Origin of the sequence: Streptomyces sp. P13-3-3 (assembly GCF_050571355.1) — a bacterium.
GTDB lineage: Bacteria > Actinomycetota > Actinomycetes > Streptomycetales > Streptomycetaceae > Streptomyces > Streptomyces althioticus.
In genome coordinates this window covers 5,424,807-5,441,635 of the sequence record NZ_CP192228.1, presented here as the reverse complement: position 1 = coordinate 5,441,635, position 16,829 = coordinate 5,424,807, and the positions used below count along the sequence as shown (strand labels likewise).

Sequence of the window (16,829 nt, the reverse complement as noted above, 5' to 3'; positions counted from 1 at the left end):
GCGATGTGGTGCGCGTCTCGAGCTCACGCCCACCACCGCTGTTTCACTCGACTTTCGATGTCTTCGTTGAGCCTCGTTCTTGGCGCGATATCCGTCGCCGCGGCGCTGGCAATCGGGCGACGTTTCCGGACTGCCCGAGTTCCTCACGAGCCTGGTCGAGCTCCAGGCTCAGTTCGGCGATGATCCGTCGCAGCGTGGCACCAGCGGCCCGCTCCTTCGCGAGCTCCTCGGCGATGGCCGCCACCTTCTCCATCGCCTCGGCGTACTTGTCGGCCAGTTCCTGCATGGCTGTCGGTGTGGCGCTCTGCGCCTTGACGCGTGCCTGGAATTCCTCGACGAGGTCCTTGTGGTCGCCGTAGGCGACATCGCGCCGGAGTCCGGACTCACGAAGCAGTTCGGAGGCGGTGAGTTTCCCGGAGGATGACCGCAGGGGCGTGCCGGCCAAGAGGCGGTCGGCTGCGGTCCGAAGCGCGGCGCGTTCGGTTTCCCTGTTCCGCGGGCGTCGGCTGGTCATGCGGTCCTTTCCCTGGCGTCAGGGGCGCCTTGTACTTGGTGGCGGTCGATGATCCCCGACAGTTGCGCGGCCTGCGCCGCCGCGCGGTCGCGTCGGGGCTTGGGGGCGATCGGGTCACCTGCGTCGGCCTGGTGCCGATCGCGTCGGCGCTGCACGTCTTCGATGTCACGGTCGGTGTAGGCGAGGTTGGCGCACGACGATCGGCACTCCGACTCGTCCGGCGTGTCATCGTCCGGCAGTCCGAGTGCGAGCTTGGCCTTGCGGCAGGCGGCCGTGGCCGCACGCCATACGCACGTCATGCCCTGTCCGTGATAAATCGCGGGATCCATCTGTTCCAGGAGGCGTTCCGCGCTGCCGGCGCTTGTCACCACTCGGCCTTCGAACGACGCGGTGCGCTCCACGCGGGCCCGGTACTCATCGGCAGAAGGACCGCTGACGTGCTCACCGGCCGCGAGACGCTGGCCGTTCCGTTCGACCTGGTCGATGATGAACTCGAGTTTCTCCACGGCGATGTCGTGCAGCCAGGAGGGGTCGGCATACCCAGCATAGCTCAAGGTTACTTTTGTGTGAATATGGCCGTATTGTAGTGCGGCTGCGATCAGTCCCCGCGGCTTGCGGACGATGAAGCGGGCCAGGGTGCGGCGGTAGCGGTTGGCGTTGATGCGGCCGGCAGGGTCGGCCGGGATGGGGGCACCGCGATCTGCCCTGCGGTAGGTGGAGTTAATCCAGGAGATCAGGTCCTGGATGTCGTCGTTCATGGCTCGACCTGTGCGTGCGTTGACGGTGGCGGGACGCTCGCCGTGGGCGCTGATCAGACTTGAGGGAAAGAGCAACGGAAGATCGTGCAGCTCCTCCAGGAGGCCGATGGCCGCGTGCACCACATCCACGACGACCCACGGGCGCAGGGGCTCGGAAGCGTCCGGCTGGTCGGGGACGCGGTTGAAGCCCTTGCCACGGAAGCCATGGACCAAGAGCTCCCCTGTCTCTTCGTCGGTGTCACGGCAGCCCCGGCGCAGATTGAGAACCTCGCCGGGGCGCATTCCGGAGAGGTAGCAGACCGCCGTGAACAGTGCGGCAGACAGCAGCCGTACCAGGGTGGGGAGTTCCCCGATAGCGATGGGGTGCTCACGCCAGGGACGGCCATGGATCTGTCCGGTGATGCGGCCGACACCGGAGAAGTGAGCGACTGGCAGACCGCTGTCGACAAGGAGATCCAGCATGGCCGCGGACACCCCTTGGCGGTGCTCCTTCCGGCTGCCCATGAGCCGTTTTATGTGCCCATAGTTGATACCTCCCCCGACGTGGCCGGGCAGGGCGATGCCCTGTTGACGACAGCACGAGAGGTATGCGCGAAGCCGTTCCTCCCGTGTGCCGGTGTACCGGACCTGCGAGATGTGCTTCCCGGTCTCCAGTTGCTGGTATTCGTGCCAGGCGTCGCGGATGTCGGGGCCGACTTCCTCGATCATCACCAGGGCCCAGGCCAAGAGGGCTTCCATGGTGTCGTCGGCGATGCGGGGGGTCTTGTTCTCGCGTCCCGTCCCCGCCAGCGCTCCGACGACCTCTTTGGCGGTCTGGCCTGCCCAGGGAAAGTCGCAGTCGAGGCGGCACTGGGCGGGCATGTGCTCGCTGAAGAGCCACAGCAGGCGCACCGCGGTGATCAGGTCCGACTTTCGGCGGTCGTCGCGGTCCAGGCCCAGAACGTAGGTGCGGAAGCTCGCCAGGTCGGCGTCGCTTACCTCGGAAAGGTCGCGGCACCCCTGCTCGTCCAGCCAGAGCGCCAGGACTCGCATGTCGATGACCCAGTAGGGGAAGCTGCCGACGCTGGCCTGCTCGGCCGGGCGCTGCCGCCCGCCCGGTTCGACCGGGACGGGGTGGTCCAGGGCGGCCAGGAAGAACGTACGGAAATGCTGACGCAGCGCGGCAGGGAAGGTGGACCAGGAGATGGCCGAGATCTGCAGGTGCGCGTCACGATGGGCCGGCTGGACATGCCATTGCTCGTCTCCGAATCGCGACATGCGCGAGGGCGGGGTACCGATCCGTACCGGTCGGTTGCGGAGGATGAGGACGTCGTCGGCAGGCCAGAGCGGCTGCCCCGGAAGGCTGCCGCCTCCTGGCGCGGAAGTGGCCGAGGGCACGGTCATCGAAGATCCAGCCTTCCGGCGAGCAGGTCGTCGATCAGTTCGCTCTGCCCGTCGCTCAGCTTGGCGCGGGCCTGCTCGCGCTCGGCAGGGGTGTAGTGACGCAGGATGTCCTCCAGCCGGTCGGCAGCCGCTTGGTATTTCGCGTGCCAGGTCGCGGGGTCGGAGTTGGGGCGGGTGGCGAGAAGACGGTCGCGAACAACGATCTGGACCGGCAACTGGTGTGGGAGCGCACGAGCGTTCCCGCAGCCAAGGCATGCGAAGAACGACGCCGTGCACGGTGTCCCCGGCGGCGTGTCAGGCCCGGCGAGGTGATCGACGCATCCGGTCAGCACCGTGTCCTGGTCTCCGGCCAGCAGCCGCTTCATGACTTCCGGGTCGAGCCCGGCCTCCGCCGCTGCCGCCTCCAGGCCCCGAGCCGCGCGGTCGAGGAAGGCCGGGGTGAACACCGGGACTTCCATCGCTGTGCGTCCCTTCGCGACCTGTTCGCGCAGCGCCTTGCCGACCACGGAACGGCTCTGCTCCTGCACCGTGCGGCTGCGCTTGAGGTAGTGGTCCCGCAACGTTTCGCGGCTGTGGGCGACCGGGCGTCGCTTCAGCTCCAGCGCGCTCTGACGGATACGCCGCACCTGCACGACAGGGGGCCCTCCGGCGACAGCTTCGCGCATCGAGGGGAAGCCCCTCGTCTGGCTCCAGTGCTTCACGTGCACCTCCGTGTTCCACATGTCCCTGCCGAACGCGGAACGACGCTTCGGGCTGTAGCTGACGAACGCGCGGGTCGCTCCGCTGAGGCGGCGAGCGGTCTGTGTCAGCTCCAGCAGCAGCTGGTACACCCGCAGCGGCGAGAGGAAGAGCCGGGGCTCGGTGTCCTCGGATTCGGCCAGCTCGCGCAGGGAGGCGGGGAGATCCTCAAGTGCGACGACCATGTACTCACGGTCGGGGCCGCGGCGCGGTTTGGTCTCCTCGACCAGGGCCACTGCTTGCGCCGACACCCTGCCGTCGGGCCGGGTGTGCAGAGCCGGCCACGTCTTGACAGTGCCGAAGTTCTCCGCGGTCAGCGCGCTCAGCAGAAGCGCGAAGGCCGTCGACTCGTCACGGGTGAGGCTCAGCATGCCGCTGATGGCCATCGCACCACCGAGCCGGGACACCTCGTCCCGCAGGACACCGGATTCGTTCCGGGGCAGATCCCCCGTCGTGGCGTACTCCTCCAGCATCCTTCCCAGAGCCTCCTCCCGGCTGCCCGCTATGAGTTCACCGTCCCGGAAGCGGGCCAGAAGCCGCACTCCCACACGGATGCGGTCCCGGCTGATACGAACATCACGACGCACAGCGGTCATGATCTGCTGCCACTCGTGGTCGCTGTACGCCATGACCTGCGTTGCTTCCGCGGCGGCGGGAAGCCGTGTACGCAGGAGATCGTGAAGGGCCTCTTCCGTCAGGTCGTCGCGCTTGCGCATGAGACGCCGCAGCGCTTGTAGGTACAGCCGCAGGCTCGTCGGATGGTCCTCGTACCGGTCGCGAAGGATCTGGAAGTGTTCCGGCGCCAATTCGCCGGGCGTCGACGGCACCCGGCCGGCGTCCGACAGCACCACCGTGAAGCGGCGCAGTACCCAGTGGTACTTCTTCGCCGTGGCCAGGCGCTTACTGCCGCCACGCGCACCGCACTGAGCGGCCAGCAACACGGCCATCCACCGCTGCATCGCGAGCGGCGCCGGGAAGGACGAAAAGTCGAGGGTGTGACTCTTCCCGCTCTGCTCCTCGTAGAAGACCACCCTGGTTTGATCCCCGTCGGCGGGCAGCCGGTCAGGAGGCTGCCAGTCCGAGGGCGGCTGGGACGCTCGTTGGCCACCTCGCCTACTCACTGGGCACCTCCTGGAGTGCCTGCCACGGCAACGGGCACGATGGTGGACCCGCCGTGCCGGGCAAAAATGCGCACCAGCGAGTCCACCCCGGCTTGCTCGTCGTCATCGAGTAATGACATCAAGTAGGACAACTGCAGCCCCGTGAAGGGCTCCAGGTAGTGGTCCCGGGTGGTGTCCGGGTGCTTGTGGCCGAGCAAGATCGCCAGCTGTAGCCAGATATCCCCGAGTTGATCGCGAAAGTCTTCAATCTCCTCTGGGGTGAATCCCTCCAGCCGCCGCTCCTCCAGCAGGGACAGGATCGAGAACCACTTCAGGGCGAAGGAATGCCGGCACATATGGGCAGTCGCCCACAGTGGGCATTCGCGACGGATCCGCTCGCGCTCCTCCCCGGTCAGGCGCCCGTCCGGATCAGCTCTGCGCACCCACGCTTCCGCGACGCGTTTGTTCGCGTCGTCGAAGGTGTCCTCCCAACTGTGGACCTTCTTCGGCAGTCCGTTTACCGACAGCCACAGGCAGAGCGGCTCCAGCCCGGCGGGAGTCCGGCGAAAGAGCATGCGGCGCTCGTCCGGCGAGAGCACATCCAAGGCCGTCGCCGCCGGCCCACTGGGGCCCTCAAGATGGAGCTCGCCGGTCCGGGGGTTGTGGCCGGTGACAATCCGCACGCCGCGTAGCCGGTCGTACCGGCCCCGCCGCTGAGCTCGGCGGATCACCTCCGCCCGCGACCCCTCCAAAGGATCCGCATAGCCTTCCACCGACTGCAGTACACGTCGCGGGATCCAGTACTTTCGACCCTCTTCACCGCCCTTGACGCACTTCGTCGCCAGCCACGCCTCCCCCATCCGCTCGCCGCCCGAAGCCGGGAGTTCGACATCCAGGACACTGGCCCACTCCCGAACCCGCAGACCAGTGCCGTAGAGCCCGTCAACAAAGGCACAGTCGCGATCCTCGTTAAACCCCCGCCATCCATCCCGACGGAGACCATCGAAGTCGAATCCACGCAGACCGATATTCCGCCACTGCTCCAGCGCAGCCCGCAACAACCACTTCACCTGGCGACGTCTCGAGCCCGCTGGCCTCAGCGGATCCCGGCGCTGCTGCACGTAACCGGGCCCGGGCCCCCAGGCGGCTTCGTCCGAATCGTCGGTCTGGACGGTCGGCACCGGATTGAACACGCCATAACGCGAACCGGCCCAGGTGTAGAAGGCGTTCAGGGCTGCGCTGTCCGTATCGAATGAAGTCGGTCGGATCCGTTCATCATTGCGCAGATCCGTGATGCGCCAGTCCTTGAACGCTTCGACATCGCGTACGCTCGCGCAGTCCCACGACCTGCCGATCGCATCCAAGAAGTCCAGCCACACGACCAGCGCGTAGGCGTACCGCCGCCAGGTACTTGCCTCATGCGTTGCCATGCGCCCCGTACGGAAGAAGAGGTTGATGCGAGAGTCCGGCCGACCCGACGGAGAAGTGATCACGGGGGTTCCATGGCGTGCGCCGTTACGGGCCGCTCTGTCGAGCAGATCGCCGAACCTCAGAATGTCCGGATCATCGGTGGGCGGGGGTGGGACGGTGAAGTCATAGAAGTCCACACTCCAGTGCTCCAGTACGTTCACGAGCCTCTCCCGACACACCCTGAACCGACAACTCAGAGGAGCCTAGAGAATCGCCGGGCACTGCGAGCAGGAGAGCGCCGTGTCCTGTCTGGTGCGCGAGGCCGAGGAAGAGGCGGGGCTCGGCATCGATCCACGGGACGTCGAGTTCGTCCACGCACTGCATCAGCTGCCGGGACCGGGCCGGCGGCCACGGCTCCAGTTGGTCTTCCGGGCCCGCGCCTGGACGGGCGTGCCGGAGGTGAGGGAGCCGGACAAGTGTCTCGGGTGGCGGTGGTTCGACCCGGCCGCCCTGCCCGAGCGGGTCGTCCCGTACACACGTGAGGCCATCGCCCATGTCCGTGCCGGGCGTCCGTACGCGGAAGGGGGGTGGGAGTGACGCTGCGAGCGCGCAGGTGACCCGGTGGGTGAACACCGTGTTGCCGCTGCGGTGGAGCACCGCGCTCACCGCCGGCTGCCCCGCCGGCCGCTCCCCCTCAGCCGCGGGCGACGGCCAGCAGGGTGAAGGCCGCGGCGATCAGGGCGAGGCGGCCGTAGTGGTAGCGGGCCCAGCGGTCGAGCTGCTCCCTCCAGTCGGCGGGGCGGTTCTCGGGCGTCCAGGTCTTGTTGCGGTTGTTGATCGGGACGAGCAGCAGCACCGACATGATCACGCTGAGGACGAGCAGCGCGGCCGCGGTGGCGAGGAGGCCGGTGCCGGAGTCGGGCTCGTTCCGGCCCGCGAACGCCCATACGGCGACGAGGACGCACGAGCCGATGTACCAGAACGGCATCACCGCGCCGAGCATGCGGCCGCCGTGGGCGTGGGCCTGCTGGGCGCTGTCCTCCGGGAGCGCGTCGATGACGCGGTTCATGACGAAGACGACCGAGAACTCCACGCCGACCATCAGGCCGACGACGACAACGGTGGCCACTTCGAGTGTGCCGAGCATGTGATCCCCCTGGATCCGGCATTTTTCTAGCGTTGCTAGCTGATGGGTCAACGCTAGACCTGTCGATGCTCGATTGTCTAGCGGTGCTAGGATCGAGGTATGTCGGTACAGGAACGCAAGCAGCGCGAGCGGGCGGAGCGGGAGCGACTCATCGTCACCACGGCACGGGAACTCGCCGAGGAGCAGGGGTGGGACGCGGTCACGACCCGGCGGCTCGCCGAGCGGATCGAGTACAGCCAGCCCGTGCTGTACAGCCACTTCCGGGGGAAGCGGGAGATCATCGGGGCCGTGGCCCTCGAGGGGGCCGCGGAGCTGGCGGCGGAGTTGCGGGGCGCGTCCGCGGCGGCGGAGGGGGCGCGCGGGCGGGTCACCGCGCTGGCGCGGGCGTATCTGGACTTCGCCGAACGGAATCCCGCCGTCTACGACGCGATGTTCCAGCTGGACGGGGGGCTGGCGTTCGCGGCGGAGGACACGCCGGAGGCGTTGAAGGAGGGATTCGCGGCGTTGCTGGAGACGTTGCGGGACGTGGCCGGGGAGGGGGTCGAACCCGGGCGGTTCACTGAGGTGTTCTGGGCGTCGTTGCACGGGCTGGCGACGCTGACGCGGGCGGGCCGGTTGCCGGCGGGGGATGCGGAGGCGCGGGTCGCGCTGTTGGTGGGACGGCTGGCCGTCGTCTGAGCCATGGCGGTGGGCGGGGGGGTGTCCGCGCAGCCCGGCGCTGACAGGGCGCCGCCGCGCCCACCCGTGCCGCCCCAAGCGGCACGACTGCCCGCAGTCGGCGGCGCCACTCAGGGGCGCGGGGAACTGCGCGACCAGCCCACGACAACCCGCACCCGGCGTACGACAAGGCGAGGCACGGCGCTGCCCCTGAGCCCCGCCGAAAGACAGCCGCGAGACCCAGGTCTCACGCCACCTCGCACACCCGCCCGTTCAACGCGAAGTCGTACGCCCGCGTGTCCGTGCCCTGGCGGGCCGTCAGGAAGCCGAAGGACAGGCGGGCGCCCGCCGCGACCTTCGCGTTGTAGTCGGCCGCCGTGGCCGTCACGCGGCCCCCCGTCTGGTGCGCCGACGCGTCCCACATGTGGGTGACGCGGTGGCCCTCGGGGACGGTGAAGGCGACGCGCCAGCCGTCCAGGGCGTGACGGGTCGTCACGGTGACGGCGGCCTGGTAGCCCTCCGCCCACTGGTTGAGCACGTCGTGGTCGACCACGCACGCGGCAGGCGCGTCGTCGCCGGGCACCGCGGGGGCGCCCGAGGACGTGCCCTGCGGTTCCGGGTCGGGCTCGGGGGTCGGGTCCGCCGTACGGGAGGGCGGGGAGGTACGGCTCGGCGGGGCGCTGGGGGCCGACGGCTCCGACGGCTCAGACGCCTCCGCGCCGGCGGAGCCGGACGGCGCCGTGCCCACCGGCGGCAGGGACGGCGCGGGCGCGGCCACCGGGCCGCCGCGGTCGTTGTCGGCGGCGGGCGTCCCCGCGTCGCCGCCGTCCCCGAACGGCATCAGCGACACCGCGAGCGCCAGCAGCGAGACCACGACCGCCGCGGCCATCGGCCCGTGCCGGACGACCCGCGCCCTGCAGCCCCGTCCGTCCGCCGGGTCGTCGTGGTCCCCGTCCGGCCCGTCCGGGTGCCCCGCGCCCAGCCGGGCCTCGGCGGCGCGGCGGCGGCGCTCCAGGTAGGCGAGGCCGCCCCAGCCGATGACGCCGCCGGCCAGCGCGCCGGGCAGGGTGCCGGTGTTCAGCCGCAGACAGGCCGCCGCCTCCGCGCACCGGCGGCAGGTGGCGAGGTGCCGGGACAGGTCCTCGGGGGTGTCCGCGGCGGGCGAGCGGGTGACGGCGTCGAGCAGCCGGGCGTAGCTGCGGCACTCGGCGTCCATCGGGGAGTCGAGGTGGTTGCGGTGGCAGCGGTCCCGGAACAGGCGGGCGACCTGGGCGAGTTCGTCGGCCGTGGTGGCGGGGTCGAGGCCGAGGCGGCGGGCCACGAGGGGCAGCGGGAGCGCCTCCGCCTCGGCCAGCCACAGCAGTTCGGCGTCGGCCTGCTGGAGGTCGCGCAACCCGCGCAGCGCCACGGGGCGTTCGAGGGGCGGCCCGGTGTAGCGGGCGGCCTCGTCCGAGTGGAGCCACAGCCGCAGCTCGGGGTCGAGCTTGTGGCCCTTGCCCTCCTTCTCCCACGCGGCGGCCGTGGTGCGCACGGCGGTCAGCAGCAGGGGGATGCGGGGCAGCCGGGAGGAGCGGCGGCCGGTCCCGCGCACGCTTCCCGCTTCGGCGGCGCGCAGGTCCCGTATGCCCTCGGCGAAGGCCTCGCGGGCCAGTTCGGCGGCGGCGCTCGAACCCGCCGTGCACAGGTCGGCGTAGGAGAGCACCGCGTCCCAGCATTCGGAGAACAGGGCGGCCTCGGTGGCGTCCTGAGGGCTCGGCAGGTCGGGCATGAGACTCCTGCATCCACGAGCGAGGTCAACTCGCCATACCGGCGGGTGGAGTTGAAGGGAACCTCGCGGCAGTGGACGAGAGCTTTGCACGTCTTCGACACAACTGACAAGCGCTGTCTTCACTTTGTGTGGCGGTGCCGCGACCCCTCGCAGGGACCATACGCACGAAAGGCCGGAACGTCTCGGTTCCGGCCTTTCCCGCTCACTTCTGTCACATCCGGCTCACCGCCGGACGGCCCCTCAGGCCGTCTCCGCGGGCTCCGTCGCGGGCAGGCTGTCCATGAAGGAGCTGACGGAGAACACCGCGCGGCCGGGTCCGGGCGGGCCGTAGCCGGGGGGCGAGGCCAGACCGAAGTCCTCCATCGTCTGCCGGTACGCCTGGAGCAGCCGGATGTGGTACTCCAGCGGCGCGCCCTGCGGGTTGGCCTTGCCGAGCGGGGTGGTCGGCTCCGGGCACCAGGTGGTGAAGCGGGGGGTGATCCCCTTCGACATGAAGAAGCGCAGGCCCTCGGTGGTGGAGGCGATGGCCTCGTCGACCGTCTTGAAGCCGAACGGCTCGGCCATCTCCACGCCCGCCACGAAGTTGGGGATCACGTTGCGCGCGCCGAAGATCTCCGCGGAGTCGAGGATGCGGCGGTGCCACTCGTCCCGGCCGACGTACCGCTCCTTGCCGGGGCAGTACATCTTGAACAGGTACTCGTCCCACACCTCGTAGTTGGGGTGGTAGATCTGCACGCCGTAGTCCTTGAAGCGCTGCACGTCGTCCTTGGGCAGCGCCTGGGCGACGACCTTGCCGATCCAGCGGCCGGGGAAGCGCTCCTCGATGGCCTTGGCGTAGTGGCCGTAGAAGTCGGCCTCGTCACGGCCGGAGACCGTCTTGGTGATGGCGCCGCCGGTGAGGGTGTAGGCGGTGGAGGCCTTCGCCGTGTCGTACTTGTCGATGATCTCCAGGGCCTCGAGGACCTCCTCGACGTCCTTCACACCGGTGTAGGGCCGGCCGGCCGCCTTGTGCTGGCGCCAGTTGTGATTGATGTCGCAGTACTGGCACTCCTCCTTGGCGCCGAAGTACTGGCAGACGCGGAAGACCGTCAGGTAGATCAGGTAGCCCCACTGGATGGTGGGGGCGACCTCCATCACGGACTTCCCGTTGGACAGCTTGTGCCGGTAGTACTCCGGCATCGGCGGCACGCCCACGTCGGAGATCCGCTTGCCGTCCAGGTAGAGGCCGAGCATGCCGTGCTCGTCGGCGGCGACCCGGTACGGGGACGACGGGTTCACCCGGACGGAGACGACCGTGCGGCGCAGGTCGTACGGTCCTCCGGTGAGGATGATCTCCTCCGGCGGGCGGCGCAGCGCGGCCTCGCCCAGCTCCGGCAGGGTGCCGTGGTCGAAGGAGAAGATGAAGTACGACTTCGGTTTGACCTCGCCGCTCTCGTTGTCGCTGAGCGCGGACGCGTCGAAGGCCACACCGCCGCGCAGCAGGTCCTCCTTGAAGACGGCCTCGCGCGGAACGTGCGGGAACCGCTCCATCAGATCCTCGACCAGCGCGGTACGGCTGCCCATCGCCTGTTCTCCTCCCGGTGCCGACGTACGACTCCTCACGGTATGCCCCCGGCCGGACATCCGGGGCGGCGGGTCCCCCCACTCGGCACGAGTCACTCCCGAGGTAGGTTCCGTCGTGGCCCATGTCACGGGTCCGCAGGCCGGAAGGACGAGGGATGACCGAGAGCGTGACCAACTGGGCGGGCAACATCACGTACGCCGCAAAGGAACTGCACCGTCCGCACACCGCGGACGATCTGCGCGCCCTGGTCGCGGACGCCTCGCGGGTGCGGGTGCTGGGCAGCGGCCACTCCTTCAACGAGATCGCCGACGCCGGCGAGGACGGCGTCCTCGTGTCCCTGGCCGCGATACCCCCGCTGATCGAGGTGGACGCTGAGGCGCGCACGGTGCGGGTCGGCGGCGGGGTGCGGTACGCGGAGCTGGCCCGCGAGGTGCACCGGCACGGTCTTGCGCTGGCGAACATGGCGTCGCTCCCCCACATCTCGGTGGCCGGGTCGGTCGCCACCGGCACGCACGGCTCGGGCGTCGGCAACGGCCCGCTCGCCTCGTCCGTGCGGGCGGTGGAGCTGGTCACGGCGGACGGCTCGGTGCTCACCCTGGAGCGCGGCGACGAGCGGTTCGGCGGCGCGGTCACCGCGCTGGGCGCGCTCGGTGTGGTCACGGCGCTCACCCTGGACCTGGAGCCGGCGTACGAGGTGGAGCAGCGGGTGTTCACCGAGCTGCCGCTCGACGTGCTGGACGCGGCCACGTTCGAGGCGGTGATGTCGGCCGCGTACAGCGTGAGCCTGTTCACCGACTGGCGGGAGCCCGGCTTCCGGCAGGTGTGGGTGAAGCACCGCGCCGACCGGCCGCGCACCGACTTCCCGTGGGCGGCGCCCGCGACGGAGAAGATGCACCCGGTGCCGGGGATGCCCGGCGTGAACTGCACCGAGCAGTTCGGGGCGCCGGGCCCCTGGCACGAGCGGCTGCCGCACTTCCGCGCGGAGTTCACCCCCAGCAGCGGCGCGGAGCTCCAGTCGGAGTACCTGCTGCCCCGGGAGACCGCAGTGGACGCGCTGCGCGCCCTGGACGGCGTCCGGGAGACGGTCGCGCCGGTCCTGCAGACCTGCGAGGTGCGCACGGTCGCCGCCGACGACCAGTGGATGAGCCCGTCCTACGGCCGGGACACGGTGGCCCTGCACTTCACCTGGATCGAGGACACGGCGACGGTCCTGCCGGTGGTGCGGCGGGTGGAGGAGGCGCTCGCGCCGTTCGCGCCGCGCCCCCACTGGGGGAAGGTGTTCACCACCCCGCCGGCCGACCTGCACGCCCGCTACCCGCGCCTCCACGACTTCCGTGCCCTGGTGCACGAGCTGGACCCGGAGGGCGTGTTCGGGAACGCGTTCGTGCGGGGGGTGCTGGGCGACTGACCGGGCGCGCGGGGGCGGGGGCGCGGGAGGCCGGGAGGCGCCGTCACGACGGCAGCACCCACACCGGGTTGGAGTAGAACCACAGGTCGAGCCACGGATCGGCGTCGCCCATGACGTCCTGGGCGGGACCCGCCGGATCGACCTCGGCGCCCATGACGCCGACGGCGGACCGGTTGCCGTCGGTGCCGCGCAGCCGGACGTACAGCGGGCGGTCGACCGGGCCGAGGTCGTAGGTGAACCGGACGGTGCCCTCGGACGCCGCGACGTCGTACGACCGGACGACGGCCGCCGCCGGCGCGGTGAACGTGTCCCGGTCGGCGACCGGGCCGGTGACGTCGCCCTGGATGACGTCCACGCGGGCCAGCCGGGGCGTGAACCCGGCCCAGTTGGCGTCGCCGGCGAGTGCCACGTCGGCGGTCAGTGTGACCTTCGTGCCCTTGGGGACGTGCAGGGCGCCGCCGAGGGTGGTCCAGCTGCCGCCGCCGGAGACGCGGACGTCGAGGCCGGAGACGAGCTGCCCGTGGTCGACCCAGATACGTCCGGCGCGGATGCCGTCCATGACGGCGGCGTAGGAGAAGCCGTCGGCGCCGACATGGGTGCGGCTGTACTGGCCGGGCCAGTAGTCGACCGCCTTGGTGTCGATCTTCCCGGCGTACACGGGGTCGCCGTGCCGGCCGTCGGTGGCGAAGTCGCCGGGGCCGCGGGCGGTGGTGTCGGCGTACACGTGGTGGGAGTCGGAGTTGGCGGTGATCCACCAGGGGCGGCCCTCGGCGAGGAGGCTGTCCCACAGGCCGCCGACGGTGGCGGTCATCCAGTCGAAGCCGCCCCAGGTGCGGTAGCTCTCCGGCGGGTAGCCGGGGAAGGAGTGCGCGCCGGGGCCGCCGTTGTAGTACCCGCGGTAGAGGCCCGGGCCGAGCGGGGCCGGCAGTCCGGCGGCCTGGTGGCCGGGGGCGCCCTCGAAGCCGACGGCGATCGGCCGGTCCGGGCCGGTGGCGTCGCGCCAGGCGCGGATCTCGTGCGGGGAGTCGATGCCCTTGCGGGAGGGGTGGTGGGCGAGCATCAGCGCGTCGTCCACCGTGCGGCGGCGCACCTGCTCGGCGAGGAACCGGAGCCCGGCGACGGCGAGGGCCTCGTTGGCGGGGCTGGAGTCGGCCGCGCCTTTCACGACGCCGTCGTAGTCGGTCTCGAACTGCTTGAGCACGGCGACCTCGTTGCGTCCGGGGTGGACGAACACCGTGCCGTGGTCGGCGGCCGGGACGTTCCACTCCAGGCCCTGGAAGACGAGGGTGTCCCGGTGGGCGGCGCGGGCGCGTCTGATGTCCGGGTTGACGTTCTCGACGCCGATCCTCGCGTGCGTCGCGCTGCCGTGGTCGGTGATGACCATCCAGTCCAGGCCGTGCCGGGCGCCCTGGCGGACCTGGTCGGCGACGCGGTACTTGCCGTCGCTGCTGTAGTGGGTGTGGATGTGGTGGTCGCCCGCGAGCCACAGGAGGTCACCCCTCGGGCGTCCGCGGGCGCCCGCGGGGGGTGGGGCCGCGGCCGCGCTGCCGGACAGCACGGTGCCCGCGGCGAGGCCCGCGCCCAGCAGGCCCGCCCGGCGTAACAGGGCGCGGCGGGACGCCTGCGCGGGATCCAGTGCCTCGTCGGGCACGGAGGTGTCGAAGGCGGGGGGCAGGGGCGCCGACGCGCCGGGCCCGTGGTCGTGGTCGTGGTCGTGGTGGTGGTGCGGTCCGTGTGCGTGCCCGTGCCCGTGCCCGTGCCCCAAGACTGCCTCCTCGTCTCGAACTGCGCCGCAGTGGAGCATTCGGGCGGCGTGTGAACCACGGTCGTCCACGAAGTGACCGGCGCATGCCACCGACACGACGGCTGCGGGCCGGCGAGGGCCGTTCGCGTGGTTCCGCGCACCCCTCCGGGGGGCCCGCGCGAGCAACCACTACCCACCGGCAGGCGCCCTGCAACCCACCCGCCCCGTCGGCTACATTCACCTGTCCGAAACCCGCCCGCCCGACAGCCGGAGGCACACATCCCCCGCGCAGGACTCACCGCCGACCGCCTCGTCGCGGCCGCCGCCGACCTCGCCGACGAGGCCGGCTACGAGAACGTCACCCTGTCCGCGCTGGCCCGGCGGTTCAACGTCAAGGACGCGAGCCTCTACGCGCATGTGCGCGGGCTGCGGGACCTGCGCACCCGGATGGCGCTGCTGGCGGGCGGCGAGATGACCGACCGGATCGCGGCGGCGGTGGAGGGCCGCACCGGCAAGGACGCGCTGGCCGCGTTCGCCGGCGCGTACCGGGACTACGCCCTCACCCACCCCGGGCGGTACGCCGCCACCCAGATGCGTCTGGACGAGGCCACGGTGACGGACTCCCCCGCGCTGCGCCGCACCGCCGAGGTCACCTACGGGCTGCTGCGCGCGTACGGTCTGGAGGAACCCGATCTCACCGACGCGGTACGGCTGTTGCGCAGCTCCTTCCACGGTTACTGCGCCCTGGAGTCCGCCGGCGCGTTCGGCGCCCCGCGCGACCTGGAGGCGTCGTGGGACCGGATGATCGACGCGCTGCACCTGACCCTGCTGAACTGGCCCCGCGGAGCCGCGCCCTGACCCACCGGGTGCTTCAGCCGGCGAGCTCCTGCACCTCCCGGTACGACGGCACCGTGCCCTCCCCCGCCTCCTGTCCCTCCCGCACCGCGACCACCGTGTCCAGCGCGGCGCCGAGCGCCTGCCGGTACGGCAGCGAACCGAGACTGACGCGCCGCACTCCGAGGTCGCCGAGCCGTGCGAGGGACGGACCGCCGGGCGCGTACAGGACGTTGAGGGGGCACCCCTCCAGATCACGCACCAGAGCGGTGATCACGCCGGCGTCGGTCAGACCCGGCACGAACACCCCGTCCGCACCGGCGTCCCGGTAGGCCACCGCCCGCTCTCTCGTCCCCTCGCCGTCCCCGAGCCAGTACGTGTCCGTCCGGGCGTTGACGAAGAGACCGGGCGCGGCGGCGCGCACGGCCCGGATTTTCGCCACGTGCCGGCCGACCGGGCCGAGCCCGTCCTCGAGGTTGATCCCGGCCGCGCCCCGCGCCTGCAACTCGGCGGCGAAGGCGCCCACTTCGCCGGGATCGTCGCTGAAACCGTCCTCCGCGTCGACGGAGAGCAGGAAGGGCAGTGCGCCGAGGGTGCCGGCGAGCCGCAGGGTCTCCTCCCGGGTGGCCCGCACCCCGTCGGGCAGTCCGGCCGCCGCGGCGACGCCCAGGCTGGTCGTGCCGACGGCGGGGAAGCCGTGGGCGTGGAGAAGGGCGGCCGAGGCGTGGTCCCAGGCGTTGGGCAGCAGCAGGGGCCGGTCCCGGTGGTGGAGCGCGGCGAAGGTCCCGGCGGGGCGGGCGGCGTGGTCGTCGGTCATGCGGGCCACGCTAGGCCCGGGACGCTTCGGCGCCCGCCGAACCGTCCCGGGGCTCACTCCGGCGCGAACGTGTGCATCTCGTCCCCTTCCGGCTGCACCACGCCGTACGAGCTCTCCGGGACCTCGTTCCAGGCGCCGGGCAGGTCCCCGAGGGGTTCGGAGACGATGAGGCGGGCGTCGTCCGCGATGTCCCGGAGGAACGCCACGTCCGGGTGGAGGGACTTCAGCGTCTCGACGCGGGTGCTGTAGAAGAGGGACCGCGACGTGCGCTGCGTCGAGTAGCGGAAGGACCACAGCCGTACGCCGTCGGTGACCGCGACGGTCATCTGCACCGGGTGCTCGACGCCGTGGTCGTGGCCGGTGCGCTCGACCAGGCCGGCCATGCGGGCGACGGCGCCGCGCGGGTCGTCCTCCAGGCCGAAGGTGAGCGCCAGGTAGAACATCATCTCGGAGTCCGTGGACCCCTCCAGGTAGGGGAAGAGGTCCGGGCGGACGGCCAGGGCGAGGTCGCGCCGCAGCAGGGGGAAGCCGTCGATGGCCCCGTTGTGCATCCACATCCAGCGGCCGTACCGGAAGGGGTGGCAGTTGGTCTGCTGCACCGCGGTGCCGGTGGAGGCGCGGATGTGGGCGAAGAACAGCGGGGAGACGACGTGCCCGGCGATCTCCCGCAGGTTGCGGTCGCTCCAGGCGGGGCCGATGTCCCTGACGACGGCGGGGCTGTCCTTGTCCGGCATGTACCAGCCGATGCCGAAGCCGTCACCGTTGGTGGTCTCCACGCCCATGCGGGCGTGCAGGCTCTGGTCGATCAGGGAGTGCACCGGCCGGTAGAGCAGGTTCTCGAGCAGGATCGGCGTGCCCGAATAGGCGAGCCAACGGCACATGTCCACCGCCTTCCCGGTCGGGACGGGAGCCGCGTACGCCCCGGCGGGCGTGAGCCGAAGGGCCCACGCCCGCCCGGGACACCGCACGCACCACCGGGTACCCATC

The 16,829-nt window shown here is 71.0% G+C and carries 14 protein-coding genes; 4 read left to right on the top strand and 10 right to left on the bottom strand.

Annotated elements, in window-relative coordinates:
* Window positions 1-43: 43 nt before the first annotated feature.
* From ACQZOG_RS24480 to ACQZOG_RS24465, 4 genes are all read right to left on the bottom strand, one after another.
* Complete coding sequence (locus tag ACQZOG_RS24480) at window positions 44-514, bottom strand: hypothetical protein (RefSeq protein WP_051747714.1); 471 nt, start codon at window positions 512-514, stop codon at window positions 44-46.
* Window positions 511-2,655 carry an integrase gene (locus ACQZOG_RS24475; protein ID WP_078493049.1) on the bottom strand — a complete coding sequence of 715 codons (2,145 nt, stop codon included), beginning with the start codon at window positions 2,653-2,655 and terminating at the stop codon, window positions 511-513. The genes ACQZOG_RS24480 and ACQZOG_RS24475 overlap by 4 nt, the downstream gene beginning before the upstream one ends.
* Window positions 2,652-4,424 carry a hypothetical protein gene (locus tag ACQZOG_RS24470; RefSeq protein WP_230229392.1) on the bottom strand — a complete coding sequence of 591 codons (1,773 nt, stop codon included), beginning with the start codon at window positions 4,422-4,424 and terminating at the stop codon, window positions 2,652-2,654. The genes ACQZOG_RS24475 and ACQZOG_RS24470 overlap by 4 nt, the downstream gene beginning before the upstream one ends.
* 86 nt (window positions 4,425-4,510) lie before the next feature.
* Entirely contained in the window at window positions 4,511-6,124 is a 1,614-nt protein-coding gene (locus ACQZOG_RS24465; protein WP_037642373.1) for an integrase, read from the bottom strand.
* A gap of 49 nt (window positions 6,125-6,173) precedes the next feature.
* On the opposite strand from ACQZOG_RS24465, the gene ACQZOG_RS24460 reads away from it, so the two are divergent.
* Window positions 6,174-6,500 carry an NUDIX domain-containing protein gene (locus ACQZOG_RS24460; RefSeq protein WP_037642371.1) on the top strand — a complete coding sequence of 109 codons (327 nt, stop codon included), beginning with the start codon at window positions 6,174-6,176 and terminating at the stop codon, window positions 6,498-6,500.
* Between the two features lie 97 nt (window positions 6,501-6,597).
* On the opposite strand, the gene ACQZOG_RS24455 is transcribed toward ACQZOG_RS24460, so the two are convergent.
* Window positions 6,598-7,050 (bottom strand): DUF1772 domain-containing protein, encoded by a 453-nt coding sequence (locus tag ACQZOG_RS24455; protein ID WP_037642370.1) that lies wholly within the window; start codon window positions 7,048-7,050, stop codon window positions 6,598-6,600.
* 99 nt (window positions 7,051-7,149) lie between these two features.
* On the opposite strand from ACQZOG_RS24455, the gene ACQZOG_RS24450 reads away from it, so the two are divergent.
* Window positions 7,150-7,728, top strand: coding sequence for a TetR/AcrR family transcriptional regulator (locus tag ACQZOG_RS24450; RefSeq protein WP_058917217.1), 579 nt, complete (start codon window positions 7,150-7,152; stop codon window positions 7,726-7,728).
* Between the two features lie 226 nt (window positions 7,729-7,954).
* Here ACQZOG_RS24450 and ACQZOG_RS24445 read toward each other — a convergent pair whose 3' ends face one another.
* Together ACQZOG_RS24445 and ACQZOG_RS24440 are read right to left on the bottom strand one after the other, a co-directional pair.
* On the bottom strand, window positions 7,955-9,475 hold the full coding sequence (locus tag ACQZOG_RS24445) for a cellulose binding domain-containing protein (RefSeq protein ID WP_193467699.1): 1,521 nt from the start codon (window positions 9,473-9,475) through the stop codon (window positions 7,955-7,957).
* A 240-nt stretch (window positions 9,476-9,715) separates the two neighbouring features.
* Window positions 9,716-11,038, bottom strand: a complete 1,323-nt coding sequence (locus tag ACQZOG_RS24440) for a radical SAM protein (protein WP_033273931.1) — start codon at window positions 11,036-11,038, stop codon at window positions 9,716-9,718.
* Between the two features lie 155 nt (window positions 11,039-11,193).
* On the opposite strand from ACQZOG_RS24440, the gene ACQZOG_RS24435 reads away from it, so the two are divergent.
* On the top strand, window positions 11,194-12,447 hold the full coding sequence (locus ACQZOG_RS24435; RefSeq protein ID WP_037642366.1) for an FAD-binding protein: 1,254 nt from the start codon (window positions 11,194-11,196) through the stop codon (window positions 12,445-12,447).
* A 43-nt stretch (window positions 12,448-12,490) separates the two neighbouring features.
* Here the strand turns inward: ACQZOG_RS24435 and ACQZOG_RS24430 are convergent, their stop codons facing one another.
* Entirely contained in the window at window positions 12,491-14,251 is a 1,761-nt protein-coding gene (locus ACQZOG_RS24430) for a PHP domain-containing protein (RefSeq protein ID WP_430741805.1), read from the bottom strand.
* A gap of 219 nt (window positions 14,252-14,470) precedes the next feature.
* Here ACQZOG_RS24430 and ACQZOG_RS24425 point away from each other — a divergent pair, with 219 nt between their 5' ends.
* Window positions 14,471-15,049 (top strand): TetR/AcrR family transcriptional regulator, encoded by a 579-nt coding sequence (locus ACQZOG_RS24425; protein ID WP_033274163.1) that lies wholly within the window; start codon window positions 14,471-14,473, stop codon window positions 15,047-15,049.
* A gap of 13 nt (window positions 15,050-15,062) precedes the next feature.
* On the opposite strand, the gene ACQZOG_RS24420 is transcribed toward ACQZOG_RS24425, so the two are convergent.
* Together ACQZOG_RS24420 and ACQZOG_RS24415 are read right to left on the bottom strand one after the other, a co-directional pair.
* On the bottom strand, window positions 15,063-15,842 hold the full coding sequence (locus tag ACQZOG_RS24420; RefSeq protein WP_430741804.1) for an isocitrate lyase/PEP mutase family protein: 780 nt from the start codon (window positions 15,840-15,842) through the stop codon (window positions 15,063-15,065).
* A 53-nt stretch (window positions 15,843-15,895) separates the two neighbouring features.
* Window positions 15,896-16,723 (bottom strand): class II glutamine amidotransferase, encoded by an 828-nt coding sequence (locus ACQZOG_RS24415; RefSeq protein WP_193455815.1) that lies wholly within the window; start codon window positions 16,721-16,723, stop codon window positions 15,896-15,898.
* Window positions 16,724-16,829: the final 106 nt, after the last annotated feature.